This is a genomic window from Geobacillus sp. G4 (assembly GCF_040327975.1).
GTDB lineage: Bacteria > Bacillota > Bacilli > Bacillales > Anoxybacillaceae > Geobacillus > Geobacillus thermoleovorans.
The window spans coordinates 339,659-365,299 of the sequence record NZ_JBEPJY010000002.1; the positions used below are offsets into that span (position 1 = coordinate 339,659).

The window sequence follows — 25,641 nt, forward strand, 5'->3', positions numbered from 1 at the left end:
CGGCTGAGGAAAGGTCATGGCAATCGTATTGCTTCCTTTCACTCTTATCGTTCAAGGACTGCGCCTTGCCACAGGTTAGCACCATTTCACACATGTACAGTTGTGACGGTTGCTGGGCTTCATCGGGCCTGTCCCTCCACCGGCTCGGGATAAGAGTATCCGTTCAATGACTTATCTTATCGCAACGGAATCGGCAAAGTCAACTATCAAAATTCATTTTTTATCATTTCCAGCCGCGAAAATTCTTTCCTCAAGGAAACCAACACATTGGGCAAAATAAAGTTTGAAAAACCCACACAATTAGTATGGACTATTAATAAAAATGTGTTATACTATTTTCAAGAGTGATTACAAAAAGAAGGCAGGTTTTGAATATGGGGATCGCAAACATGACGAATAAGCTTGATTTATTGCTGCAAAAACCGTACGTGCATCATCAACTGTCCGTCGCCGAGCTCGTCGAGAAAGTCCTGCGGCGGAACGAAGGACGGCTGACGCACACCGGAGCCGTCGCGGTGACAACCGGCAAGTACACAGGGCGGTCGCCGAAAGACAAATACATCGTCGAAGAACCGTCAACGAAGCAAACGATCGACTGGGGCGCGGTCAACCAGCCGATGTCTCCGGAGACGTTTGATAAACTGTACGACAAAGTGCTCGACTATTTAATGAAGAAAGATGAACTGTTCGTGTTTAAAGGCTTTGCCGGCGCCGATCCGAAATCCCGGCTGCCGATTCAAGTCGTCAACGAATTCGCCTGGCACAACTTGTTCGTTCATCAGCTGTTCATCCGGCCGAACGCCGAAGAGCTCGCCGCGCATGAGCCGCAATTCACCGTCATTTGCGCGCCGAACTTTAAAGCCGACCCGAAAGTTGACGGCACGCGCTCGGAAGCGTTCATCATCATCTCGTTTGAACGGCGCACCGTGTTGATCGGCGGCACCGAGTATGCCGGCGAAATGAAAAAATCGATTTTCTCGGTGATGAACTATTTGCTGCCGGAACAAGGCATCCTGCCGATGCACTGCTCGGCCAACGTCGGCCAGGAAGGCGACGTCGCCCTCTTTTTCGGCTTGTCGGGAACGGGAAAAACGACGCTCTCGACCGACCCGAACCGCCGCTTGATCGGCGATGATGAGCACGGCTGGTCAAACCGCGGCATTTTCAACATCGAAGGCGGCTGCTATGCGAAATGCATCAACCTATCGCGCGAGAAAGAGCCGCAAATTTTTGACGCCATCGGCTTCGGCGCGGTGCTCGAAAACGTCGTCCTCGACGACGCGACGCGGGTGCCGAATTACGACGACGGCACGCTGACGGAAAACACGCGCGCCGCCTACCCGCTTCAAGCGATCAAAAACATCGTCGACCCAAGCGTCGCCGGCCATCCGTCCACGATCGTGTTTTTGACGGCTGATGCGTTCGGCGTCCTGCCGCCAATCAGCAAGCTGACGCGCGAACAGGCGATGTACCATTTCTTAAGCGGCTACACAAGCAAACTCGCCGGCACCGAACGCGGCGTCACCGAACCGGAAGCAACGTTCTCAACGTGCTTTGGCGCACCGTTTTTGCCGCGCCCGGCCGTCGAATACGCGGAAATGCTCGGGCAAAAAATCGCCGAACACAACGTCCGCGTCTTTTTGGTCAACACCGGCTGGACAGGGGGACCGTACGGCGTCGGCAGCCGCATGAAGCTCGCCTACACCCGGGCGATGGTGCAAGCCGCCGTCGAAGGGGAGCTGGACAACGTCGAAACGGTGCAAGACCCGATTTTCGGCCTCGCTATCCCAACCCACGTCCCCGGCGTGCCGGATGACGTCCTGCAGCCGCAAAACACATGGGCTGACAAACAAGCGTACGAACAAAAAGCAAAAGAGCTGGCGCAAAAGTTCCGCGCCAACTTCCGAAAGTTCGCCCATATCGACCCGACGATCGAAAAACTCGGCGGACCGCTCGTGTAACAAGAACCCGGCCGGACAGGGAGCCGTTCCCTGTCCGGCTGTTTTTTCGAACGCATAAAATGATTGTCGTCGATCCCCCGGGGTTTTTGCACGATTGGGGGTCGACGACAATGTGAGGCTCGACGGCGAAGAGTCTGCTCTGCTTACCCCTTCACCCGTTCGATCTTCTCAACCGGCAGCCCGGTCAGTTCGTGGATCGTGTCGACATCATACCCTTTCGCCAGCATTCTCTTCACCACGTCGAGCTTCCCTTCCTCAATCCCTTTTTGGCGCCCTTGCTTCATCCCTTGTTTGACTCCTTGTTGAATTCCCTTTTCCATTCCCCGCTGTTCGTACGAGACGATGAGCTCCATCACTTGCTTCGCTTCCTTCGTTTCCATTTGGCTCACCTCGTTTCGCAGTTTGGCTTCCTCCTCTTCGGACAACCGCAAATACGTTTCAAAAAAACCGAACAACAGCCGCTGTTTCGCCTCATCGAGCTCAAGGCGGACGAGCATGCGCAAAAATTCTTTTTTCACTTCGACCTTTTCTTCTTCATTATACCCCATTTTGCTTAACAAGGCAGCGGCGACGGGATTGTCATGGCGGATGTACGCGCGCCACGGCAGTTTGCGCAGCTCCACCGTCAAGTAACGAAAATCGAGAACCGTCAAAAACGGAAACTGGACGACCAATGAGGAAGGTTCATCGTGGTGTTCATCATAGCTGAAGATGGCGATCGGAACAATGCGGCGGCGGTATTTTTGAAACAAGCGGCTGAAGTAGAGGAACATTCGCTCGGGGAAGGTCCGCTGTGCGTAGCTTTGGTGTTCGACATGGACGATGATGAGCCCTTCCTCCCCCTTCATCTTCGTTTCGACCAACAAGTCGACGCGATGCTTCTCTCCGGCCGTCACGTCGGTAAACAGTTCTTCTGTGAGGAAAGAAAGGTGGCGAACGTCGATGTGCTCGTACACGTTGGGAAAGAAAAGAAGCAAAAACTCTTCGAAAAACGTCGACAGCAACTCTTTGAACAACCGGTCGTGATCGATTCGCGGTTTGGCCACGTTTCCCCTCCTTGCGGCATCGAATTCATCGTATGATATTCGCTCTCCGCGGCCAAACTCCTTCTCCTCCCCCCTACTTTTTTTATGGTATGATCAAACGTCGCACAGGAAATCCTCAAGCAAAGGCTATTTTTATGCTTGTCTGAACCGGCCTGACGCCACAAGTTAACTATAGACGGAAAAAACTTGAGCCAAGAGCGCAAACCGTTCTTCCGTTTGCGCTCCTGGCCGATGAACCCGTTCAGCTCTCATTCAGCCGCTTCATGGTGTGCAGCCTCGTTCAATTCGTCGAATACAGGCTGACGAGCTCATACGTCACCGTCGTCCGACTGTCTTCCCATTCGAGCTTTCTCACGACCGCGACGCCGCTCGCTTCGCTTTGCACCGTCCGGCGCACTTCAAGCGGCACGTCAAGCGGATACAAGCGGTAGCCTTCTTTTTTCAACACAAACACATTTCCTTGAACGCGCTGTTCCTTTCCTTTTGTCACAATGACCGTCTGCAGCTCCATCGGCATGCCCATATGATTCCAACCTCCTTGGCACCCCATCGATTCGTTGGCGGCCGCGCCGCCACCCGAGCGGCGCACGCAGCCGCCCCTCTAGTTGTATCGTATCACATCGTCGGCTGTTGTTTCATCCATTCCGTGAGCCTTTGCACCGTCTCGCGATTGGCTTGCGGCGGAAAATAGTGGGTGAACTCAGGGAAGTACCAAGCCGTGACCGGTTTGCCGAGCTGCTTCAGCCGCCGTTCCAGCCGCCAGGCGTGCTCAATCGAGACGTTCTCATCGCGCTCGCCGTGGATGATGAGCACCGGGGCCTTGAGCCGTTCCAGATGATAGAGCGGCGTGCGGTGCCGGTAGCGCTCCGGGCATTTGTTCGGCGTCCCGCCGATGACGCGCTTCATCATCCGCCGCAAGTCAGGCCGCTCCCAATACGTAAGCTCCATATCCGCCACCCCTCCCCAGACCGCCACCGAACAGACCCCCTCGGCCATTAGGGCGGCATGGAGCGCCATCGCCCCGCCGCGGGAGAAGCCGAACATGTGAACGCGCCCGGGATGGACGAGCGGATGGCGGCGAAGGAGATGAAACCCAGCGAGCGCGTCATAACGGTCTTCACCGGCGAAATCTTCGTTTCCTTCTCCGCCCCCATTGCCGCGATAGAGCGGAGCGAAGACGACAAACCCGTGCGAAGCGAATTGGACAAGGCGCGGCACCCGCACTTGCCCGACGTTTTTGATGCCGCCGCGCAAATACAAAAACCCGTCATAAACGCCTTTTCGCTTCGGCGCCGCTAAAAATCCTTTCACCTTCAGCCCTTGGGACATATAGGTGACAAAGAACACATCGATTCCCGGATGCGGCGACGGAAACCGGTATTGGTCGATGATGTCCCCGTCCATACGCCTGCCTCCTTCCTACGCGAAAACAGATGATGCGAACCACCCGTCATCATCCCCCAACGCCTTCTTTCATTAGGGCAAGTGGGGCTGTCCGACTGCCTCGCTGTTGGTGCATGCCGCCCCTTGGCCGAGCGTCAGCTTGAAAAAGCCCTGGAGCGCGAGGAGCGTCCCGACCGCCGCCCGTTCTCGTTCGACCGCCCATTTTTTCTAGGCATTCACACATTTTGGCTGCGTGCATACGATAAGGTGAAACCACGGTTTACCGCATGCGAACCAAGGGGGTTAACGAACATGAAAAAATGGGCCGTATGGTTATGCTCGCTTCTGCTGCTTTTGCCGCTTTCCGCCTGCACGAATGACGGGGGCCAAAGCGAAAAGCCGCTCCAAAAAGTGCGGCTCGCCGAAGTGACGCACTCGATTTTTTACGCACCACAGTACGTCGCCCTGGCAAAAGGCTTCTTTAAAGAAGAGGGGCTGGATGTCGAACTGACGACGACATGGGGCGGCGACAAAACGATGACGACGCTGCTTTCCGGCGGCGCGGACATCGCCCTTGTCGGCTCGGAAACGTCGATTTACGTCTACAGCCAAGGAACGGACGACCCGGTCATCAACTTTGCCCAACTGACCCAGACGGACGGAACGTTTCTCGTCTCGCGCAAAAAAATCGGCCACTTTACATGGGAGATGTTGAAAGGAAGCACGTTCCTCGGCCAACGGAAAGGCGGCATGCCGCAGATGGTCGGCGAGTTTGTGCTGAAAAAACACGGCATTGACCCGCACAACGATTTGCATCTCATTCAAAACGTCGATTTCGCCAATATCGCCAACGCCTTTGCGAGCGGCACCGGCGATTTCGTCCAGCTGTTTGAGCCAACAGCGAGCATTTTTGAACAAGAAGGGAAAGGCTATATCGTCGCTTCATTCGGCACCGAATCCGGGCGCGTGCCGTACACGTCGTATATGGCAAAACGAAGCTACATGAACGAAAACAAAGACGTGATTGAAAAATTTACGCGCGCGATCTACAAAGCGCAGCAATGGGTCGAATCGCACAGCGCAGCTGAAATTGCCAAAGCCATTCAACCGTACTTTAAGGACACGGACTCGGCCATCATCGAAAAAGTGGTTGAGCGCTACAAAAGCCAAGGGACCTATGCGACCGATCCGATTTTGGATGAAGAAGAATGGAACAACTTGCAAACCATTATGGCCGAAGCCGGCGAGCTGCCGAAGCGCATCGACCTGAATACGCTTGTCGATTCGTCGTTTGCCAAAAAAGCGATGAACGATTGACGAAAGCGGGTGAACGTCATGTTTCTTTCGATCGACCGCCTTTCGCATACGTATTTGACGAAAACGACCGCTGTCACTGCGCTCGATGACGTGTCGCTGTCCGTCGAGAAAGGAGAATTTGTCTCCTTTCTCGGCCCAAGCGGCTGCGGCAAAACGACGCTTTTGTCGATCATCGCTGGGCTGATTGAGCCGACGGAAGGGGCGGTCCACATCGAAGGCCAACCGATTTGGCCGAGCGGAACGGCCGCGCCGGCGGCGCGGCGCGCGGTCGGCTACATGCTTCAGCAAGACTATTTGTTTCCGTGGAAAACGATCGAAGAAAACATCCTTCTCGGGTTGAAAATCACCGACACGCTGACCGCTGACACGAAAGAACGAGCGCTCGCTCTGCTGTCGGAGATCGGCCTAGCCGGCGTCGAGTTGTATTACCCGAGCCAGCTGTCCGGCGGCATGCGCCAGCGCGCGGCGCTCGTGCGCACGTTGGCGACCGACCCGAAGCTGCTTTTGCTTGATGAACCGTTTTCCGCCCTCGATCAACAAACAAAGCTGAAACTGGAAGAACTCGTTTGGAAGACGTTAAAACAATACGAAAAAACAGCGGTGCTCGTCACCCATGACATCGAAGAAGCCATCGCCATGAGCGATCGCATTTTCTTGTTTTCGCCACGCCCCGGCCGCCTGGTGCGGACGTTTGTCATCCCGGATGAACTGCGCTGCCGCCCGCCGCTTGCCGCCCGCCAGCAGCCATCGTTTCCGGCGCTCTTTCAATCCATTTGGAAGGAGATGGAGGCCCTTGAATCCGCCCAATGAACGCATTGAAGCGCTGCACACAGAATACCTCACCGTCTTGCGCAAAGAACAGCGGATCATCCGCCTTTGGCAGACGGTGCTGCTTGTCGCCTTTTTCGCCGTCTGGGAAGCGGCAAGCCGCTTCCATTGGGTCGATCCCCTTCTATTTAGCTCTCCATCCGCCATCGCCAAGCTGTTTGTCGAAAAAATGAGCGATCACTCTCTATTCGCCCATACATCGGCGACGCTGTTTGAGACCTTGCTTGGATTTTTCATCGGCACAGCCGGCGGGGCGCTGATTGGCGCGCTTCTTTGGTGGTTTCCGCGTCTGGCGAAGACGCTTGATCCGTATTTGGTCGTGTTCAACGCCATGCCAAAAGTCGCCCTCGGGCCGATTTTGATCGTCGCTCTTGGACCGGGATTTACGTCGATTGTCGCCATGGGCGTCGTCATCTCCATCATCATCACGACGATCGTCGTCTATTCGGCGTTCCAAGAGGTCGATCCGAACTATTTGAAAGTATTGCGGACGTTCGGCGCCACCCGCTACCAATGCTTTCAAGAGGCGGTGCTGCCGGCGTCGTTCCCGGCGATCATTTCGACGTTGAAAGTAAACGTCGGCCTCGCTTGGGTCGGCGTCATCACCGGCGAGTTTCTCGTCTCGAAACAAGGGCTTGGGTATTTAATCATTTACGGCTTCCAAGTGTTCAACTTCACGCTTGTGTTGATGAGCCTGCTCATCGTCGCCTTGCTGTCGACCGTTATGTATCAGCTTGTCGCCTTGATCGAGAAAAAATGGGGAAACCGCCGCTAGCGGGACGCCCGCCGAATGTTGCCGGGCGTCTCGTTTCATTCCTGTCGTCCCAATGAGCCGGCATCCGCCGCTTTTGGGAAGCCCATCTTCGGGAGCCGCCGCCGATCGGCGCCCCTTTTCAATCGATCAGCCCGCGCTGTTTCAACTTGGCAAGCGCCAGTGAAAGCACGTCATCTTTCATGAAATAGCTGAAACGCTGATCGGCGCGGATGTCATCCGGCAGCGCCTCAAGCAGCACCGGGCCGTTCGTTTCCAAATACGACCCCCGCTCGACGAGCGCAGCGATGTCGGCAAAATACATGTTTTTCACGATATCCGGCTCCACTTCATATTGGCCGATGTATTCAAGCCGGCCGACGATTCCCCCCGTTTCTTCCATCACTTCGCGGGCCGCGGCTTCCGCCGCTGTTTCCCCTTCTTCCACCTTGCCGCCGGGAAACTCAAGGCCGCGGCGCGGATGATCCGTCAACAGCCATCGCCCGCCATAGCGGCAAATGACCCATACATGCCCGGGGGAGGGGGAAAACGGATGATCCGCAAAGGCCAGCCGAACGCGATGTCCGTAGTAATCGCGAAATTCATGCATCGGACTCTCCCCTTTCCTCTCCCCATTATACAGAAAAACGCCGCTCGACTCGCGGCGTTTACTCTTCTTTTTCGTCAGGAAGGATGCCGAGCGAGCGGATATGCTCCTTCGCCTCCTCGTTGCCGAGGCGGTAAATCATTTCATAAATTTTCGTCAACGTCCGGTCGTAAGCATCGTTTTCCCGATCATAATGGTATTGGATGTACGGCACATGGGTGCGCCAAAACGCCTGCCAGTCGGTCGAATAATTTTGATCAAAATATTCGCGCAGCTGGGTGATTTCCTCATCCGTTGCTTCAATTTGGAAGTCCCACGGCGAAGCGGTTTTCAACTGCGAGATTTCTCCGGTTGCCATCGAGACGTAATACGTCTTTTTTCGTTCGTCTGCCACCTTCGTCCACTCCTTCTTTTGCTCTTTTTGCTTAGTGTGGGGCAATCGGGGAAAAATATGCTTATTTTATTTCATCTTTCAACAGCTCGATCGCCTTGCGCAGCACGGACGGGATCGGAACGCCCGCCCGGCCGGCGTTTTCCACAATCGAGATAAACTCATTGGCGATATAGAAAAAAATGATCGCATCGCGGATTACATGCATGTTCCATCCAATGGCCAAATCGACGAGATGCGATGCTGCCACCAGAACGAAAATCAACAGTTTGCGGATGATGCCGCGAAAGCCGACTTGACTTGACAGCTTGCCTTCGACCGCGCTGGCGGCAATGCCGGTAAGGTAGTCGACAATGACCAAAGCAAGCAAAATCACGACAAATGAGTCCACGCTGCCGACAAACATCGACAGAAACGAACCGAACAGCGACACGGCAACCATCGGGATCGGCTTGTTCACGCTCCCCCCTCCTTGAACATAGGATACGCGTAACTATCGTATGCCCGGAGGGGAGAACGCGGCGCGGCGCATTCCCTAAAAAATCGCCCTTTTTCGACAAAGAAAGGACAAAGCAAAAGGCCGTCCCCCGGCCTGAGGACAGCCTCCTCATTCTTATCGTCCTAAGAACGATTTCAACATCCAGACGTGTTTTTCCAAGCTGCGATGAATGCCAAGCAGCATATCCCCCGTCGTTTCATCGTTCACTTCATCCGCCAGCTGCATGCCTTCTTTCAATTCGCCGATCATCGTTTCAAAGTCACGGACAATCGAAGCCACCATTTGTTCGGCCGTTTCCGTCCCGGCCGCTTCTTTGACGGACGCCTGCTCGAGGCAGTCTTTCATCGTCGCCACGGGCTTGCCGCCCAACGCCAGCAGCCGCTCGGCCAGGGCGTCAATGTGGGTCGCGGCTTCGTTGTACAGCTCTTCGAATTTTTCATGCAGCGTGAAAAACTGCGGCCCGGTGACATACCAATGGTAGTTGTGCAATTTCACGTACAAAACGGTCCAGTTGGCGATTTGTTTGTTGACGAGATCGATCAGTCGGGTTGCCATCATCTCACTCCTCCTCATGGTTGTTGTACCCAGCTGGCTTGCTGATGAAACATGGAAACCTGCCGATGGATAGCTTCCCCCATTTCGCCGGAAATATGAACGCCCGGCCTGCGGGATATGGTATAATGAAAAGAAAAAAAGGAGCCGCTATGATGTACTGGACGTTGGCTGTTTGCCTCATCATTGTCGCTGTCGTTCTCGCTTTAGCGGTCGCGACGACTTCGAAAGCGTACGCGCACAAGCATACGGTCGTCGATCCGCTCCCGGAAGAGCGCGGCAGCGGACAACAAGCCGGCCCGAAGCAGCCACAGTAGAGCGGCCCTGGGCCGGCTTGTTCATCAGCCAAACACCTTTTTCAACTCTTCTTTCTCTTGCGAAAGCCAAAAACGCATAAGCTTTTTGGCCGCCTCTAGGTCATGCAGCTTCGCTTGGCCGCATTGCCGCTCGGTCGCCGCTGGCACTTCCGTCGCGGCGAGCGCGTCCTTCATGGCGTCTTCCAACAAATCGATGACCTCGTCCACGGTCGGCGAACCGCTCACCACAAGGTAAAACCCAGTCTGGCAGCCCATCGGCGAGATGTCGATAATGTCGAAATGATCATATTTCACCGCATGTTGGCGCAGCGTATACGCCAACAAATGTTCGAGCGTATGAATGGCGGCGGGGTCCATCGCTTCCTTGTTCGGCTGGCAAAAGCGAATGTCAAACTTATGGACGACGCCGTCGCTGCCGACTTTGTGAACTCCGCAATGCCGCACATACGGCGCCTTAACCGCGCAATGGTCCAATTCAAAGCTTTCCACCGGTGAAGGCATGTCAATCACTCCTAGTTATTGATTCTCTTTTTTATCATAACCAAAACGGGGGGCGTCCTGCATCTTTTTTGCCTCTCGCTCGGCTTGGCGTCTATGCCCAAAAAGCAAAGGCTGGGTCGGCGCCCCATTCCGAGCGAATGACAGTCGTTTTTCTTGAACAAAAGAACCGTTTGTTCTATTGTAATCATGATGATAACGGAAAGGAGAACTGTACATGGGCCAATGGCTGATTTGGTGCATCCGCTTTTATCAACGCTTCCTCTCTCCGCTCAAACCGCCGACATGCCGCTTTTATCCGACTTGCTCGAACTATGGCATCGAAGCGGTCCGGCGGTTTGGCGCCATAAAAGGGGGATGGCTGACGGTCAAGCGCATTTTGAAATGCCATCCGTTCCATCCGGGCGGTTTTGATCCCGTTCCTGAACCATCCCAACACCTGAAAAAAAACAAAATCACTTGATGGCCCTTGCCTTTTACTTCATTTTTTTGTATGATCGATCTTGTTAAATCGTAATGATTACTATTTTCAAAAGAGGAGGAGCAGCAGATGAAAAAAATCCCTGTCACTGTATTAAGCGGTTACTTAGGATCAGGGAAAACGACTTTGCTTCATCATATCTTGCACAATCGGGAAGGAAAAAAAATCGCCGTCATTGTCAACGATATGAGCGAAATCAATATGGATGCCGAACTCATTCGGCAAAACGGATTTTTCCGCACCGAAGAAAAGCTCATTCAAATTCAAAATGGCTGTATTTGCTGCACCTTGCGGGAGGATTTGATCAAAGCGGTCGATCAGCTCGTCGAAAACGGAGAAATCGACTATATTGTCATTGAATCTTCCGGAATTAGCGAACCCATTCCAGTTGCGCAAACTTTTACGTATTTGGATGAGGAACTTGGAATCGATCTATCCCGAAAATGCCGATTGGACACCATGGTGACGGTTGTCGACGCCAACCGCTTTTGGACGGACTTTTCCTCGGGTGAAACCTTGCTTGACCGCCAACAGGCCGTCGATGAAACGGACAGCCGCGAAATTGCGGATTTGCTTATTGAACAAATCGAATTCGCCAATGTCATTATCATCAATAAAATCGATCTTGTATCGGCGGAGGAAGCGCAAAAATTACAAACCGTGCTTCAAAAGCTGAATCCGGAAGCCGTCATCATCCCGGCAACTTTCGGCCAAGTGCCGCTCGATTCCATTTTAAACACCCACTTATTTGATTTTGAAAAAGCGAGCCAATCAGCCGGCTGGATCAAAGAGCTGAATGAAGAGCACACACCCGAGACTGAACAATACGGCATCTCTTCCTTTGTTTATCGAAGAAAGCGGCCGTTTCATCCGGAACGTTTGATGAATTGGCTTGAACATTGGCCAACAGAAGTGGTGCGCGCCAAAGGCTTTCTTTGGCTTGCCTCTTGGAATGACATGTGCGTTCTTCTATCACAAGCAGGGACATCGATCTCCATCCAAGCAGCGGGGCGATGGATGGCTTCCTATCCAGAAGAGGACATCAAACAGCTGTTGCAAGAAGAGGAAACATGGCGGGAAAAGTGGGATGACACCTACGGCGACCGCTTGACCGAACTCGTGTTGATTGGCATCAAGATGAACGCGGATGACATCGAACGCTCGCTGGACCAATGCTTGCTGACCGATGAGGAGATGAAGGAAGATTGGACGCTGTTGCCCAATCCGTTTCCTTCATTGATTCCTTCGGCCTAAACGGTGATCCTTCATTTTCAAATCGTAATGATTACGATATAATAAATGCGGACATCTTTATTCCAGAAAGGAGTTCAACATGAGAGCAACGTCCATCATTTTGTCTTTCCTCTTGGCGACGAGCGCCTTGCTATACGGCTGTCAATCGAAGCCAGAGGCAAAAGAGGGCCAAACATCGAACGATCAGCTAACGATTTATACAACCGTCTATCCGCTTGAAGACTTTACGAAAAAAATCGGCGGCGACGCTGTGAACGTCAAAAGTGTTTACCCGCCGGGAGTGGAAGCCCATACGTTCGAACCGACAACCAGAACCGTGCAGCAGATTGCCGATGCGGACGCCTTCATTTACATTGGCCACGGGATGGAACCGTTCGCCGAAAAACTGCAGGAAACATTACAAAATGAGCACGTCCGATTTCTCGTTGCCACAAACGGCATCGAATTGCTTGAATCGAACCATGAACAGGAGCATGCGCATGGCGAAGGGCACAAAGACGAACATGAGGAAGAACATGGCCACGAACACGGAGACAAAGATCCTCATGTATGGCTTGACCCGATCCGCTCCATTGCGATCGCCGAGAACATCCGCGATTTGCTGATTGAACTGAAACCTGACAAAAAAGACCTGTTTATGCAAAACTTTGAAACGTTAAAGATGAAACTCGAGCGCCTTGACGGGCAATTCCGTTCAACAGTGGAGAAAGCTCCCAGAAAAGAGATGCTCGTTTCCCATCAAGCCTACGGATATTGGGAAGACCGCTACGGAATCAAACAGCTGAGCGTTTCCGGGCTTTCTCCGAGCAACGAACCATCGCAAAAAGAGCTGACTCAGCTCATCCAGACAGCCAAACAGCATCACATCCGCTATGTCATTTTCGAACAAAATGTTCATCCCAAAACGGCGGAAGTGATTCAGAACGAAATCGGCGCCAAGCCGCTCCGTCTGCATAACTTGGAATCGCTGACCGATGAAGATCGAAAAGCCCACAAAGATTACTTTGCTCTTATGGCCGAGAATCTCCGCGTGCTGCAAAAAGCCCTTTATTAAAATACAACCGCCTGTCTCTTTCGATTCGTGGGCTTTCTCATTTTGTTTCCCGGCTTCGTCTATTTCTGGCGTTTGTTTATGCACGATAAGCGCTATGTACGGCCAAAATAACAAGGAAAAAGGTGTCCCCAACGAGCGTGGGACACCTTCCTTTATGACGTGCGATCTTCTGCCCTGCAGAAAGAAAAGCACCCTTTTCCTCACCCATCACTCTCACTATTGCAGCGAGCGGACATAGGCCGCAATGGCCGCAATTTCTCCCGGCGTCAATGTTTGCACTTCTTTCGTCCGATGGCGCCGGATTGCTTCCTCGATCGTTTTCGCGCTGCCGTCATGCAAATACGGGGCTGTCGCCCATACGCCGCGCAGCGTCGGCGTATCCCACTGTTTGGGCGTCCGCGGGTTTGTGAACCGGGCGCGGGCGTCGCCTTTGGAGGCGCGGTCCTTCGGATTGGCCGTGCCGATATCGTGCAAGTAGGCGGTATTGGCAGTCGTCAATTTCCCGTCCGGCCCGACCGCCTTGACGCTGTCGGTGAAATACTCGCCCCCATGGCAGCTTAAGCAATTCCCTTTCCCGTTAAACAGGCGCTCCCCTTCCTTCGCTTCCGCCGTCAAGCTGCCGTCCGCCTTTCGATACGGGCTTTTCGGCACGGGGAACGAACGCGGGTCGTTCAAGTAGGCGAGAATGGCGTCAAACATATGCTGGACTTTCGGCGGCAGCGGCTTGGACGGGTCGATCGCCGTCATGCCGCCCATCTCGCCTTGCACCGTATGAATGTAGTCGGTAAAATCGTCGCGCGAACCATCCCACATAAACAGCCCGGTTTTCGTCGCCAAAATATTGCTCGGCACGTTGCGCGGCCCTTTCGCCGTCATGAGCGTCAAGCCGTTGATGTCGCCGTCGCTATGGCACGAAGCGCAGCTCATCCAATTGTTTCCTGTAATGTTGATGGCAAACTCGTCGCTGTTGGCGCTGTAAAAGATCGTTTTTCCTTCACGCACGAGCGGGGAGAGCGAATCTTTCGCAATGAGGCGGATCGTGCCGCTCTCCTGCTTCGCTTTCGCATATGGGCTTTTTCCTCCGGTTTTGATCACGGCCAAATCATGGCTCATGGCGTTGTGGACGTAAAGCGTCTTCCCATCCGGCGAAATCGCGATCCCGCGCGGATTGTTGCCGTGGATGCGTCGCAAAATTTGCGTCGCCTTGCCGCCGCGGCGCAAGTCAAAGACGACGAGGTCCTCGCTTCCAGACATGACCGCGTACGCTTTGCCGCCGTCCGGGGAAAACGCCACATCGTACGGATTGGAGACGATGATCGTCTCGTTATGAACATCAGTGACATTGATCGCGGCAAACAGCTCTTTCCGCTCGTCCGGCAACTCAACGTCGTTCGTCACATCAATGACCGAGATGGCCGGAAACACCGTTTCCTCAAATTGGATCGGCGTATCGATGTTCGTCAATAAGTGCGGAATATACGCTTTTTTGCCGTCCGGGGCGATGACGATTTGCTCAAGCGTGTTCGGAATGCCTTGGCTCTTTTTTCGATCGGCTTTGTCCGGCGACGGGGCGAGGGCGATTTCCTTGACCGCCCGCCGTTTCTTTGTGTCAATCACGGTGACTTTAGCCGCCAAATATTGCGTCACGTACAGCTTCCTTCCGTCCGCTGTCAGCGCCAGCGCCCGCGGCCGATCGCCCGCTTGGATGTCTTTGGTCCGCTTCCCGCTCTCAGCGTCAAACACCGAGACCGTGCCCGAGCGGTAGTTGGCGACATATACTTCCTCCCCATCTGGACTGGTGACGATGCCGAACGGCTCGATCCCCGTTTTCCAACGGTCGACGACTGTCCGCTTGTCAAGCGATACGACGTCCACTTCATCATCGTACATGCAGGAAACATACAGCGTCCGTCCATCCGGGCTGAGCGCCAGCTGGCGCGGTTCGCGGCCGACGGGAATTTCCGCTTCCTTCGTTTTGGTTTTCGCGTTGATGATTGTCACTGTATCCACATCGATGTTGGCGGTGTAGACATAGCGCCCGTCGCTGCTTACGGCGATGTTGTCGCCGTGCGCCGGGGCGTGTCTGACCACTTTCGGCTGCTCATGCCATGCCTTTTCGTCCTGACAGCCGGCCAACAGCGCGGCGATCGCCGCGGCGAACCACCATTTTCGCATTTCAATATTCCCCCGTTTTTTCACGAAAATGATAACCATCCTCAATTTTACAAAGAAAAGCGGCGAATCTCAATCGTATTCGCCGCTTTCTTTCTGTTATTTGTTGCCGGATCCAACATTGACCTTGACCGTCCGCAACACCGGCGCCACGCCGTATGGGCCGCCGGCCGCCTGCACTTGCGGCACATGGTCGCGGTCAGTGTTGCCCAATTTTTTCCCTTTGATGTAGACATCTCCCGTATCCCAAAACTCGCTTGCCTGCATCCCTTCCTGAAGCGTCGGGCCATCGACGATCCGGTCGTAAAAGTCGACGTAGCGGGAGATGATCGTTTCGCGGTCAAGGGATTTCGCCGTCTCATCCGCTTGGTCGTTGTTCAAGTTTTGCAGCGCCACGCGGAACACCCCCGACAACGCGCCGGCGAGCCACGGGGTGTACTTGTCCTCTGTTTCTCCCGTATGGTACACGTGCCATTTTTGATCCCAAAAATGGCGGTCCATCGCCTCATAAACAAGGCGCGCCGCATCGCGGTACGCTTCGTCTTTCGTCGCCAAAAACGCCACCGTCAGCCCGCGGATCGCACCAAGCTGGGCAAGAAGCGTCGGCTCGTCTTGATCCGGCCCTTGGCCGATCGTATAGCCGTTGGCGACAAGCCCGTCTTTTCGCATCAAGTTGTGCATGATAAAATCCGCTTGCCGGCGGATGAGCTCAAGCGCCCGCTTTCCTTCCGGCGTGCCAAGCCCTTTGGCGCTCTCTCCGCTCGCATAGCCGACCGGCATCCCGTCAATCGCCCGTTCGAAGATGCGGAGCGCTTCCATTGTATAGCCGGCTTGGAACGTATCGACCCGATTTCCTTGCGTTCGCCCGTCATGTTCTGTCACAAACGCGCCCGCTTTTTCATTGAAATGCATGGCATCGATGTTGCGGAACACTTGCAGCAGCACGTCGCGGTTGACGGAATACGGGTCGTCGGCCACACGGTCGTTGGCTGGATCGGCATCCACATTTTCTTTTGCCGCTTTCGGGAACGGTTTTCCGTCAAACACGGCCAAAAACGCGGGGTTTTGATTTTTGTTTTCCGGCCGCTGGTCGGTCATGCCGAAAAACTCCGCCGCCGGCCATAGCATGAGCCATTGGTCCTCAAGCAAGCTGCGGGGATCTTTGACGACCAACTTCGCGGCATCCGGCGCCAGCTCGCTTCCCCTTTCAGCCACTTCCACCGCGTGCGGCAAATAGACGAATCCTCCGCTTGGGTCGTAACGGCTGCCGGCTGCCTTCGTCAACGCCTGCTGCTTCGCATCATAAAATAAATGGTCACGGATAAAAGCCAGCTTGTTCCATATTTGTTCCGTCAAAATCATCCCTTGCATCCCGTCGGCGGAGCTGACGCCAAGAGCGACGTTCCCGCTTTGATCGTCGTTTGGCGTTTTCGCCTCCACCTCTTCATCGCTGTCTTTTTGATGAAAATTGCCCAAAAAGTCGCCGGCCCAAAGCGCTTGCTTCAAAAAGACGCCGCCGTAAGCCGATGGCGTGAGCACTTTGTCCATTTTTCCGCGATCCCAGCGAAGCGATTGGAAATCGACTTGATAGACGGGAACGTATGTACCGTCGTCATTTTCCGCGTACACGTCCGTGTCAACCTTTTGCGCATAATGCGGATCGCCGCCGGCGTACTCGATGAAGGTCGGGAACATGTTGCGGAAAATTTCCTCGCGCGGATAGCCGACGCTGTCCGCAAGCTCATAAAAACGGTCGGCGAGTGCTTCATCGGCTGGCTTATGCCGCTGTTCGGCCCGTTGCTTGGCGATCGGGCCGTTTATGAGATGGAGCCCGAGCCCTGACTTTTCCGTCACCTCATACATGGCTTCTTCGGAATACTCGTATGACTCGATGCCGGCCGTATAGTCAAATTTCGTCGGCTCATCCGGCTTTCTCGCGTCAAGGGTGTCCAAATCAAGCCCGAGCCCTTCCGCCAACGGCTCTCCGGACAGCTCAAATTCGGAATAGGCAAACATATTGCCGGCCGTATCAAAATGATCGTCCGCCACCGGCACGTGCAGGCGCGGCGCTTCCGCTGAACGGCCGTTCTCTTTCTCCCCGACGGCGGAACAGCCGGACGCCAAAAGCAGCGAGGCCGCCGCCGACGTGGCCATGACTTTCCAAGGCATGCGTTTCATGACTTGCTCCCCCATTTTATTTAAAAATAACGATTTTCATTTTCAACCTATTTCATTATACGCCGGCGATCCCCTTCATTCAAGCCGGAATCCGTTCCATCACATTCCACCCGAGAAAGACGCTTTTCATGCCTCTTTTCTCCTTCCCTTAAGCCGGAATCCACTCAATGCGGCGTCCGCCCGTCCATAAAAAGCAGCATTCCAGTTCGTTCGGACAACGTCCGATTGTTTTGCGGCATAAGGACGACGCCGTTTCTTTGCATCGCCGAATGGCTTCCTCTTCCTCACACCACAGCAACACGCGAACCCGGTCGCGGTAAACGATGTACAACTCCCGATCCGCTTCTTCGCCCAATCCGCCGTCCGCCAGCAGCAGCGGCTTGCATGCCGCCTCTTCCATCGAACCGAAAAACTGCAGCAAATGATCCGTCACCTTCGCCAAGACAAGACCGTAATGCAACGGCGTCGGAAACATCGACAAAGGAAGGAGCGAACGGTGCTGATCAATCAACCGAAGCAAGCAAAGCGGCGACCGCAGCGAAGGAGCGGTGTCGCAATACGCTTGAATGACGCGGCGAAGAAACCGGCGCAGCGCATACGGCCAGACATCCAACGTCTCGTGATGGATAGGCACCATGGCTCGCCTCCTGTTTGTTCATGAATGTTTTTCCAGCTGCTCCAATACAGCGTTTATCGAGCTCCATGACCGTTTCGCAAAATAAATAGGCTTGTCTTTGCTTTTCGCCTTCTCTTTCACTTTCTTCGCCAAATTATGGTTCACGTAATCGATCATGACCAATACGGCGTCCACATGCTCCGGAATGTCACGTCTCACCATATTCACTTTTCGTCCATTGAGATGAATGATTTCCCGGAATCCGGAACGCTCCAATTTATCGGTAATATGGCCTAAATGATCGGCTCCGACAACAAGCAGTGATGCCATCACGAAAGCCTCCTTTGCTCGCTTCTTTCTTTTTTATTTTAATTGAGAATGATTTTCTATGTCAATTATAACAAGAGATATTTTCATCATTTTTTGGGGCGATGAGCCCCCGCTTCAACGATGGTAAAGAAGGAAACGCCATTTCTGCGCGAAGTCCTTCTTTTATATTTGGGGCGGCGTGGGAGAACAACCATGATGGAAGCCGCCGATTACCCCTGCTTCCGTTGATCATGGAAGCGGGAGTCTTCTCGGTTAGAGATGGATAAAATGCCTGCAAATGCGTCAAACTATAGAGGCGGGCGATTTCATCACGACAAGGGGGATGACCATGGCGAAAGATGTTCTTTGCGAAGTGCACAACTGCCGTTATTGGGCAGAAGGGAATCGCTGCAGCGCTGAAGCCATTTACGTGGTCAGCCATGCAGGAAAAATGGCGTCTGATTCAACGGAAACAGACTGCAAAACGTTTGTTCCGGCCCATAAAGCATGATGCGAGACCAACGAGGCGCTGCCCGGCCAACCGGGCGGCGCTTGCATCGTTCGAGGGGGATGACGATGGACAAACGCGCCAGCCTCATTCAAGCGCTGCAAACGGAAATGAAGCGGGCCGCTTTAGGAACATACCCAGCTTGCATCGACTCCTTCGCCCGTTTGTGGGATTATGAGTTCGGTTCGTTTGATCAACTCCCACCTGAGATTGAACGGCTCATCGCCCATCGGGCCGCTGAACTCGGGTGGATGGATGACGTTTGAGGGCCGTCCATTTCGGAACAAACGCCAGGTGGAGCAAAAAACGACGTTGGATGGCCATCCCTATGTTTCCATCTGCGCGATGGAAATCGGTCGTGCAAGGGATGACGTTTGACTGCCGTCCTCCAACAGGGGACAAAGCGGACGGATGAAGCTGGATCGCAGCGGTCTAAAAGCAAGGGCTTCGATTCGGCGAACGCCATGCCTCCCGGTCGGAACGCCGCGGGAATGGCAGCGGCAAAAAGGCAGGAACCTCGACTTAGGCGAGGTCCTGCCTTTTCTGCTTCCGAACAGGTGTTTTTACTCCTATCAAAAGGTTTGTTCCGTTTTTGGAATGAGCCTTTTCAGTTCGCGTCGCAGCAGTTTTTGCGCGGCGTTGCGCGGCAGTTCGTCGACGAAGTAAATGCGGGCCGGCACTTTATATTTCGCCAGCCGCTCGCGGCAAAACGCGCGAAGGGCCGCTTCGTCTGGCGACGCTCCGCGTTTCAGGCGGACGAACGCATACGGCACTTGCCCCCACGTTTCATTCTCGACGCCCGTCACCCCGGCTTCTTCCACATCGGGATGCGACAGCAGCACCGCCTCCACCTCAGCGGGATAGACGTTTTCGCCGCCGGAAATGATCAAGTCAGAACGGCGGTCAAGGACGTACAAAAATCCGTCTTCATCAAGATAGCCGATATCGCCGGTAAAAAACCAGCCGCCGCGGATCGCTTGCGCCGTCGCTTCCGGGCGTTGCCAATATCCTTTTGTCACATTCGGCCCTTTGACGACAATTTCCCCCGCTTCATGCGGCGCAGCCGGCTTTCCGTCTTTTAGGATGCAAAGCTCCGCCGGAAAAAGCGGCTTGCCGGCCGAACCGAGCTTCGTCAAACTGTATTCCGGCGCGAGTGTTGCGATTTGCGACGCCGTTTCCGTCATCCCGTATGTCTGGTACACCGGGATGCCCTTTTCTTTGCATGCCTCAAGCAGCGGGCGCGGCGCCGGCCCGCCCCCCAGCAGCATGCAGCGGAACGTATCGGGGTAGCGCGCTTCCCCGAGCTCGGCCACCATCCGCTGAAGCATGGCAGCCACGACCGACATGATCGTCACGTCGCCGCGCATGATCCATTCGTTCGCTTCCTTTGGGTCGAATGACGTTTGCAGCCGCATCGGCATGCCATAAATGACGCTGCGCATGGCGATCGACAGGCCGCTGATATGAAACAGCGGCACGGCGGCCAGCCAGCAGTCGCGCTCATGCAAGCCTAAATTGAGCGCCGAACCGACCGCGCTCCACCAATGGTTGCCGTACGTTTGCAAGACGCCTTTCGGAGTGCCGGTCGTCCCGGACGTATACATGATCGTGGCGACTTCCTCCAAATCGCACGTTTCTTTTAAGGAGACGTCCACTTCCGGAAGCGCGGCAACCGCGCCCACAGTCAGAACGCGTCCATCGCCGTCAAGGCTCCCGGCTAGCTCCTCATCGGCGATGGCAAGCCGCGCGCCGCTGTCATCAAGCTGCCAGCCAAGCTCATAGGACGTAAGGCGCACGTTTTGCAGCAGGACGCGGGCGCCGAGAAAAAACAACGCATGGATGATCTCGATCATCTCGATGCGATTTTTCATCAGCAAGGCGACAATATCTCCTTCCTTGACGCCTGCTTGAGCGAGGCGCCGCGCCCAGACGGCAGCCGCTTCATACAATTCGGCAAACGTTTTTGTCCGCCGCCCGTCGCTCACGGCGATTCGCTCCGGGGTTAAAAACGCCCGCTGCTTCAGCCAGTTTGGCATCGTTGTCATCTAGCGTCCTCCTTTCTTGCCCCCTCCTCCGCCGACGGCCAGCGAAAGGATTCCTCCCTTCGGAAAAGCGACAAAAAGCAGCTTGACGCGCCATCAAGCTGCTTCTTCGTTCTCATCACGGGAAGCGCGGGAATTGGCTGAAGTCCGGCTTCCGTTTTTCTTTGAACGCCCGCATTCCTTCCTTCGCCTCTTCGGTCGTGTAGAAGAGAAGCGTCGCGTCGCCGGCGAGCTGTTGGATGCCGGCCAAGCCGTCGGAGTCGGCGTTGAATGCCGCTTTTAAGAAGCGAATGGCCGTCGGGCTTTTTTCCAAAATTTCTTGCGCCCATTTGACCGTTTCTTCTTCAAGCTGCTCAAGCGGCACGACTTTGTTGACCAGCCCCATTTCGAGCGCTTCTTGCGCCGTGTACTGACGGCATAAATACCAAATTTCCCGCGCCTTTTTATGGCCGACGATGCGGGCCAAATAACCGGCGCCATAGCCGCCGTCAAAGCTTCCCACTTTCGGCCCGGTTTGGCCGAAGATGGCGTTGTCCGCGGCGATCGTCAAATCGCATACGACATGAAGCACATGCCCACCGCCGATGGCATAGCCGGCGACCATCGCAATGACCGGCTTCGGAATGACGCGGATGAGCCGCTGCAAATCAAGCACATTGAGGCGCGGAATTTCATCCTCGCCGACATAGCCGCCATGGCCGCGCACTTTTTGGTCCCCGCCCGAGCAAAACGCCTTGCCGCCGGCGCCGGTCAAAATGATGACGCCGATATTCGAATCATCGCGCGCTTTCGTAAACGCATCGATCATCTCGTTCACCGTTTTCGGCCGAAACGCGTTATGTACTTCCGGACGGTTGATCGTAATTTTGGCGATGCCGTTGTACGTTTCGTAAATAATATCCTCATAGTCGTACTGCTTCACCCATTCAAACGGCATTTACACTTCCCCCTTTGTCATGAATTCACTTACTATTTTAGCAAAAATGCCGGGCTGTTCCACGTGAATTGCATGTCCGGCTCCTTTTACACAGATAAGTTCGCTGTTGGGCAGCCGCTCGTGCATTTGGGCGGCGATGCGGCAAAACTTCTCATCGCGCTCCCCGCAAACAAGGAGCACAGGCATGGCAAGTTCGCCAAGCCGTTCCCAAAACGACGGCTGCACGCCGGTCCCCATCCCGCGCAAACTGTTGGCAAGCCCCGTTGCCGTATGGCGGAGCCGCTCGCGGCGAATCGCCGCTCGCACCGGATCCGGGAGCGTCTGCTGAGTGGCAAACAGCGGGATTTTTTCCCAATCATCGACAAAAGCACGGACGCCTTCCGTTTCGATCTTTCGCGCCAACGCCTCATCCGCTTCCCGCCGCGCGCGCCGCTCCTCCTCTGTCTCCAAGCCGGGCGAACTGCTTTCCAGCACTAAGCGGCGAACGCGGCGCGGATGCCAAACGGCGAACGCCAACGCGAGCCGGCCGCCCATCGAGTAGCCGAGCACGTTCACTTGTTCGACGCCCCATTCGTCAAGGAGCGCCGCCAAGTCAGCCGCCGCGTGTTCGATCCGATACCGTCGGGCGTCCTTTGGCGCCTCGGTCCGCCCATGGCCCAACAAGTCGACGGCCATCACACGGAAGTCCGGCCAAAACGGGGCGAGCGGCCGCCACGTGTCCGCGCTGCCCGTAAACCCGTGAAGCAACAGAAGCGGCTCTCCTTCTCCGTATTGTTCCACATGGTAACAAACCCCATTCACCATCATGGTCATGCCAATCCTCTTCATTCGAGACATTTCGCGATTTCCCGAGCAACCTCGTTCCACAACAATCGATGCATTCGGACATTTTCCGCGCGCGACGTGCGCACTTCAATGACATGAAGCCCGCCTGACGACAGCGATTCCGATACATGGCGGCGGAACTCCGCCCAATTGTGCGGCACCGTATGGCGGCCGCCGTACATCTCGACGGCGTGGGCAAACGACAAATCCGTCGGCGTGCCAAACAGCGTTTCAAACGCCCCTTTATGGCGCGCCTGCGGCAAAAACGAGAAAATGCCGCCGCCGTTGTTGTTCAACAACACAATGGTAGCTGACAACGAATGCATCTTCGCCGCCAACAAGCCATTTACATCGTGGTAAAACGACAAGTCGCCGATCACCAGCACAAGCGGGTTCGCGGCAACGCTTGCGCCCAAGGCGCTCGAGACGACTCCGTCAATGCCGTTGGCGCCGCGGTTGGCCAAAACGCGAAGCGGCTTGTCCGTCGCAAAGAGAAACGTATCCGCATCGCGAATCGGCATGCTGTTGCCGACAAACAGCGCCGCCCCGGCTGGAAGCAAATTGGCAAGTTCCGTGAACACTTTCCCTTCAAACCATTCTTCTTTTGGCAGATGGCGCTCAAGCGCCGCGCGGGCGATCGCGTTCATCTCTAGCCATATCGCCGACCACGCGCTTTTGTTTTCTTTCGGTTTCGCCCATTCAAGAAGCTGGCGGCAAAGAATCAGTTCATCACTCTGAACGAAGCTGTCCGCGGACAACGTTGGATCGCGCCAGCCGCCGTCGTCGACAACAATTTGACGAATCGCGCGATGGCGCTTGAGCCATAAAAAGAGCGGCTTCGACACCGGCATGGCGCCGAACCGAAGCACCACATCCGGCACAAGCTTGGAAGCGGCGGTTTCCTCCCGCAATATGGCGTCATAGCTGTCCAGCACGTACGTTTTGTCATGCGTACCGACGCGCAACTGGGAAAGCGGATCGGCCAAAATCGGAAAATCAAGCGCCCGCGCCAACTCGGTGACCGCCTCGGCAAACCCAGGGCGATCGAGCGGCCCGCAGACGATCAACCCGCGTTCCGCCGCCGACAGCTGCTCATACAGCGCCGATACGCTTTCTTGCGGCAGCGCTGGGCGGCCGTGCCACACTTGCGGCGCTCTCGAAACAGACCGCACCCGCTCCCAAACCGCCTCATCGATATGCGGGACAAGCGGCTCGCGAAACGGCGCGTTCACATGCACAGGCCCGCACGGTGCACCGGCGGCCGTTTGGACGGCTCTTGCCGCCATCGTCCGCGCGTATCGCAGCATATCATCCGCCTCTTCCGGCAGCGCCAAGTCCACAAACCACTTGGCGTAGCGTCCGTATAAGTGCAGCTGATCAATCGCCTGCGGCGCCCCGACATCGCGCAGTTCATGCGGCCGGTCGGCCGTCAGCACCACGAGCGGCACGCGCGAATAGTATGCCTCGACAACCGCGGGCCCATAGTTGGCCGCCGCCGTTCCGGACGTGCATACGAGCGCGACCGGACGCTGCTTCGCTTTCGCCAAGCCGAGGGCGAAAAACGCGGCCGACCGCTCATCGATATTCATATATAGTCGAAGGCCAGGGTGGGCCGCCATCGCCATCGCAAGCGGCGTCGAGCGCGAACCGGGGCTGATCACCGCCTCCGTCACCCCGGCCTGCGCCAATCCGTCCACCAATGCCGCTGCATAAACAGACAAGGCATCAGCCATCGTTCATCACTCCCAACGCCGATAACATCGGGGCCATTTTCACATTTGTCTCTTCATATTCGCTGTTTGGGTCGGAATCGGCGACAATGCCGCAGCCGGCAAACAGCATGGCTTCCTTCCCGGCGAGCAAGGCGGAGCGAATGGCGACCGCCCATTCCCCATTGCCTTCGCCATCCACCCAGCCGATCGGCGCTGCATACCATCCGCGGTCAAGCGGCTCAAGGGCGCGGATCACCTCCAGCGCTCGATCGCGCGGCGTTCCGCCGAGCGCGGGTGTCGGATGCATCATTTCCACTAAGCGGAGCACCGAGCGCTCGCGGGAGCCACGGCCGACAACCGGAGTGCATAAATGCTGGATGTGCGGCAGCTTGAGCAGCTGCGGTGCGGGCGGCATCTCGACCGTCTCGCAGACGGAAGAAAACAAGCGGCCGATCATTTGCACAACAAACTGATGTTCTTCGTTGTTTTTTCGATCTGCCCGCAGCCAAGCGCCAAGCCGCTCGTCTTCCTCCATATCGGCCCCGCGGCGCACCGATCCGGCGAGGCAAACCGACCGGCACATTTTCCCTTCTTTTTGGACAAGCTGCTCAGGGGAAGCCCCGATAAAACAGCGGCCGTCCTGTTCAAACGCAAAAATGTAAGCAAACGGCTGCTGCTCGCGAAGCCGCTGGAGTACGGCCGCGGCATCCACCGTTTTGGCAAACGCCAGGCGCCGAGCGCGGGCGAGCACCACCTTGTCCAACGCCCCCGCCCGAATCGAGGCGATCGCTTCGCGAACAGCCGCCAACCATCGTTCTTTCTCTTCTTCTTCGTCTGACACAAGGCGCGGAAGCCGCTTTGGAGCGGCCATGGGGTCGCTGATCCGCTCAAGCAAGCGCCCGACCCGCTCCCAGTCCCGTCCTCTTTTGTCCGTTGGGACGGTGACGGTCAACGTCGTTTTGCCGTTTCTTACGGCAAGAAGCGCGGCCGGCGCCACGAGCTTCCCGGCCGGAAAGCCGCGCCACATGTCGGTGCCCGGCCGATAGGGGTCAAACGAAAATCCGCCAAACAATAACGGCGGCGCATCGGCCGCGCCGTATGGCTCCATCTCCTTCTTCCATCGGCGCCGGCCCGCTTCCACGTCATCAAACCGGCTGTCGGCCTTCTCCGTTTCGATCGCATAAACGGAGCCGAGGCCGACCAATATCGTGCCTCCGGTTCGATCCGCCCAAAAAAACCGTTCGCGGAAGCCGCATGACGGCCCTTGCATAAAAAAAGAAACCGGATCAACGCCCTCCCACGGTTCCGCCCAGCTGACAAACGGCCGCCCTGCATTCACCGCCAATCTATGCAATTGTTGCTGCAGGTGATGTCGAAATCCAATCGCCACGTTCCTCACGCTT

27 protein-coding genes and 1 riboswitch are annotated in these 25,641 nt (G+C 55.5%); of the genes, 10 read left to right on the plus strand and 17 right to left on the minus strand.

From position 1 onward, the window contains the following. Positions 1 to 41 precede the first annotated feature (41 nt). A riboswitch (SAM riboswitch) is annotated at positions 42 to 156 on the minus strand. A gap of 218 nt (positions 157 to 374) precedes the next feature. Continuing rightward, positions 375 to 1,961, plus strand: coding sequence for a phosphoenolpyruvate carboxykinase (ATP) (pckA, locus tag ABS784_RS03895; RefSeq protein ID WP_352511500.1), 1,587 nt, complete (start codon positions 375 to 377; stop codon positions 1,959 to 1,961). A 143-nt stretch (positions 1,962 to 2,104) separates the two neighbouring features. Here pckA and ABS784_RS03900 read toward each other — a convergent pair whose 3' ends face one another. The 3 genes from ABS784_RS03900 to ABS784_RS03910 form a co-directional block, all read right to left on the minus strand. Further along, positions 2,105 to 3,007 (minus strand): Rpn family recombination-promoting nuclease/putative transposase, encoded by a 903-nt coding sequence (locus ABS784_RS03900; protein ID WP_352511502.1) that lies wholly within the window; start codon positions 3,005 to 3,007, stop codon positions 2,105 to 2,107. Positions 3,008 to 3,287: 280 nt separating this feature from the next. Next, the gene (locus tag ABS784_RS03905; protein ID WP_011232325.1) at positions 3,288 to 3,530 is read right to left on the minus strand and encodes a DUF2584 domain-containing protein; all 243 of its coding nucleotides are present in this window, start codon (positions 3,528 to 3,530) and stop codon (positions 3,288 to 3,290) included. Between the two features lie 92 nt (positions 3,531 to 3,622). Next, positions 3,623 to 4,411, minus strand: coding sequence for an alpha/beta hydrolase family protein (locus tag ABS784_RS03910; RefSeq protein WP_011232326.1), 789 nt, complete (start codon positions 4,409 to 4,411; stop codon positions 3,623 to 3,625). Positions 4,412 to 4,702: 291 nt separating this feature from the next. On the opposite strand from ABS784_RS03910, the gene ABS784_RS03915 reads away from it, so the two are divergent. From ABS784_RS03915 to ABS784_RS03925, 3 genes are read left to right on the plus strand one after another with little or no spacing between them, the layout of a single operon-like run. Next, positions 4,703 to 5,707, plus strand: a complete 1,005-nt coding sequence (locus tag ABS784_RS03915) for an ABC transporter substrate-binding protein (protein ID WP_011232327.1) — start codon at positions 4,703 to 4,705, stop codon at positions 5,705 to 5,707. A gap of 18 nt (positions 5,708 to 5,725) precedes the next feature. After that, positions 5,726 to 6,517 (plus strand): ABC transporter ATP-binding protein, encoded by a 792-nt coding sequence (locus tag ABS784_RS03920; protein ID WP_011232328.1) that lies wholly within the window; start codon positions 5,726 to 5,728, stop codon positions 6,515 to 6,517. Next, a complete protein-coding gene (locus ABS784_RS03925; RefSeq protein WP_352511505.1) occupies positions 6,501 to 7,310 on the plus strand; it encodes an ABC transporter permease in 810 nt (269 codons plus the stop codon). Before ABS784_RS03920 ends, ABS784_RS03925 begins: the two co-directional genes overlap by 17 nt. A gap of 118 nt (positions 7,311 to 7,428) precedes the next feature. On the opposite strand, the gene ytkD is transcribed toward ABS784_RS03925, so the two are convergent. The 4 genes from ytkD to ABS784_RS03945 form a co-directional block, all read right to left on the minus strand. Then, on the minus strand, positions 7,429 to 7,896 hold the full coding sequence (gene ytkD, locus ABS784_RS03930; protein WP_011232330.1) for an RNA deprotection pyrophosphohydrolase: 468 nt from the start codon (positions 7,894 to 7,896) through the stop codon (positions 7,429 to 7,431). A 58-nt stretch (positions 7,897 to 7,954) separates the two neighbouring features. Then, positions 7,955 to 8,287 (minus strand): hypothetical protein, encoded by a 333-nt coding sequence (locus tag ABS784_RS03935; protein ID WP_011232331.1) that lies wholly within the window; start codon positions 8,285 to 8,287, stop codon positions 7,955 to 7,957. Between the two features lie 61 nt (positions 8,288 to 8,348). After that, on the minus strand, positions 8,349 to 8,744 hold the full coding sequence (locus tag ABS784_RS03940) for a phage holin family protein (protein WP_014196599.1): 396 nt from the start codon (positions 8,742 to 8,744) through the stop codon (positions 8,349 to 8,351). Positions 8,745 to 8,897: 153 nt separating this feature from the next. Continuing rightward, positions 8,898 to 9,338 carry a Dps family protein gene (locus tag ABS784_RS03945; protein WP_014196600.1) on the minus strand — a complete coding sequence of 147 codons (441 nt, stop codon included), beginning with the start codon at positions 9,336 to 9,338 and terminating at the stop codon, positions 8,898 to 8,900. A 152-nt stretch (positions 9,339 to 9,490) separates the two neighbouring features. Between ABS784_RS03945 and ytzI the strand changes: the two genes are divergently transcribed. After that, a complete protein-coding gene (gene ytzI, locus ABS784_RS03950) occupies positions 9,491 to 9,652 on the plus strand; it encodes a YtzI protein (protein WP_407067054.1) in 162 nt (53 codons plus the stop codon). A gap of 24 nt (positions 9,653 to 9,676) precedes the next feature. On the opposite strand, the gene ABS784_RS03955 is transcribed toward ytzI, so the two are convergent. Then, positions 9,677 to 10,153: an S-ribosylhomocysteine lyase gene (locus tag ABS784_RS03955; RefSeq protein WP_352511508.1), complete on the minus strand. Its 477-nt coding sequence runs from the start codon at positions 10,151 to 10,153 to the stop codon at positions 9,677 to 9,679. 214 nt (positions 10,154 to 10,367) lie between these two features. On the opposite strand from ABS784_RS03955, the gene yidD reads away from it, so the two are divergent. The 3 genes from yidD to ABS784_RS03970 all read left to right on the plus strand — a co-directional run bounded on the left by yidD (position 10,368) and on the right by ABS784_RS03970 (position 12,939). Further along, on the plus strand, positions 10,368 to 10,613 hold the full coding sequence (gene yidD, locus ABS784_RS03960) for a membrane protein insertion efficiency factor YidD (protein ID WP_352511510.1): 246 nt from the start codon (positions 10,368 to 10,370) through the stop codon (positions 10,611 to 10,613). Positions 10,614 to 10,700: 87 nt separating this feature from the next. Further along, the gene (locus ABS784_RS03965; protein ID WP_352511512.1) at positions 10,701 to 11,885 is read left to right on the plus strand and encodes a GTP-binding protein; all 1,185 of its coding nucleotides are present in this window, start codon (positions 10,701 to 10,703) and stop codon (positions 11,883 to 11,885) included. Positions 11,886 to 11,964: 79 nt separating this feature from the next. Continuing rightward, entirely contained in the window at positions 11,965 to 12,939 is a 975-nt protein-coding gene (locus ABS784_RS03970; protein ID WP_352511514.1) for a metal ABC transporter substrate-binding protein, read from the plus strand. A 216-nt stretch (positions 12,940 to 13,155) separates the two neighbouring features. On the opposite strand, the gene ABS784_RS03975 is transcribed toward ABS784_RS03970, so the two are convergent. The 4 genes from ABS784_RS03975 to ABS784_RS03990 form a co-directional block, all read right to left on the minus strand. After that, positions 13,156 to 15,114 carry a beta-propeller fold lactonase family protein gene (locus ABS784_RS03975; RefSeq protein WP_011232338.1) on the minus strand — a complete coding sequence of 653 codons (1,959 nt, stop codon included), beginning with the start codon at positions 15,112 to 15,114 and terminating at the stop codon, positions 13,156 to 13,158. Positions 15,115 to 15,210: 96 nt separating this feature from the next. Then, complete coding sequence (locus tag ABS784_RS03980; protein ID WP_352511516.1) at positions 15,211 to 17,289, minus strand: hypothetical protein; 2,079 nt, start codon at positions 17,287 to 17,289, stop codon at positions 15,211 to 15,213. Between the two features lie 148 nt (positions 17,290 to 17,437). Beyond that, the gene (locus ABS784_RS03985; RefSeq protein ID WP_013524470.1) at positions 17,438 to 17,926 is read right to left on the minus strand and encodes a hypothetical protein; all 489 of its coding nucleotides are present in this window, start codon (positions 17,924 to 17,926) and stop codon (positions 17,438 to 17,440) included. 18 nt (positions 17,927 to 17,944) lie between these two features. Next, complete coding sequence (locus ABS784_RS03990; protein WP_352511518.1) at positions 17,945 to 18,235, minus strand: DUF2325 domain-containing protein; 291 nt, start codon at positions 18,233 to 18,235, stop codon at positions 17,945 to 17,947. A gap of 328 nt (positions 18,236 to 18,563) precedes the next feature. On the opposite strand from ABS784_RS03990, the gene ABS784_RS03995 reads away from it, so the two are divergent. Both ABS784_RS03995 and ABS784_RS04000 read left to right on the plus strand, forming a co-directional pair. Then, entirely contained in the window at positions 18,564 to 18,725 is a 162-nt protein-coding gene (locus ABS784_RS03995; protein ID WP_011232342.1) for a DUF1540 domain-containing protein, read from the plus strand. A gap of 65 nt (positions 18,726 to 18,790) precedes the next feature. After that, complete coding sequence (locus tag ABS784_RS04000) at positions 18,791 to 18,988, plus strand: hypothetical protein (RefSeq protein WP_011232343.1); 198 nt, start codon at positions 18,791 to 18,793, stop codon at positions 18,986 to 18,988. 306 nt (positions 18,989 to 19,294) lie between these two features. Here the strand turns inward: ABS784_RS04000 and ABS784_RS04005 are convergent, their stop codons facing one another. The 5 genes from ABS784_RS04005 to ABS784_RS04025 all read right to left on the minus strand — a co-directional run bounded on the left by ABS784_RS04005 (position 19,295) and on the right by ABS784_RS04025 (position 25,628). After that, on the minus strand, positions 19,295 to 20,767 hold the full coding sequence (locus tag ABS784_RS04005) for an o-succinylbenzoate--CoA ligase (RefSeq protein WP_011232344.1): 1,473 nt from the start codon (positions 20,765 to 20,767) through the stop codon (positions 19,295 to 19,297). 115 nt (positions 20,768 to 20,882) lie between these two features. Next, entirely contained in the window at positions 20,883 to 21,701 is an 819-nt protein-coding gene (gene menB / locus ABS784_RS04010; RefSeq protein WP_011232345.1) for a 1,4-dihydroxy-2-naphthoyl-CoA synthase, read from the minus strand. After that, positions 21,702 to 22,514, minus strand: a complete 813-nt coding sequence (gene menH, locus ABS784_RS04015; RefSeq protein WP_020278047.1) for a 2-succinyl-6-hydroxy-2,4-cyclohexadiene-1-carboxylate synthase — start codon at positions 22,512 to 22,514, stop codon at positions 21,702 to 21,704. A gap of 11 nt (positions 22,515 to 22,525) precedes the next feature. Next, positions 22,526 to 24,259: a 2-succinyl-5-enolpyruvyl-6-hydroxy-3-cyclohexene-1-carboxylic-acid synthase gene (gene menD / locus ABS784_RS04020; protein WP_144329950.1), complete on the minus strand. Its 1,734-nt coding sequence runs from the start codon at positions 24,257 to 24,259 to the stop codon at positions 22,526 to 22,528. Further along, the gene (locus ABS784_RS04025; RefSeq protein ID WP_042381875.1) at positions 24,252 to 25,628 is read right to left on the minus strand and encodes an isochorismate synthase; all 1,377 of its coding nucleotides are present in this window, start codon (positions 25,626 to 25,628) and stop codon (positions 24,252 to 24,254) included. Before ABS784_RS04025 ends, menD begins: the two co-directional genes overlap by 8 nt. Between the last annotated feature and the right edge of the window lie 13 nt (positions 25,629 to 25,641).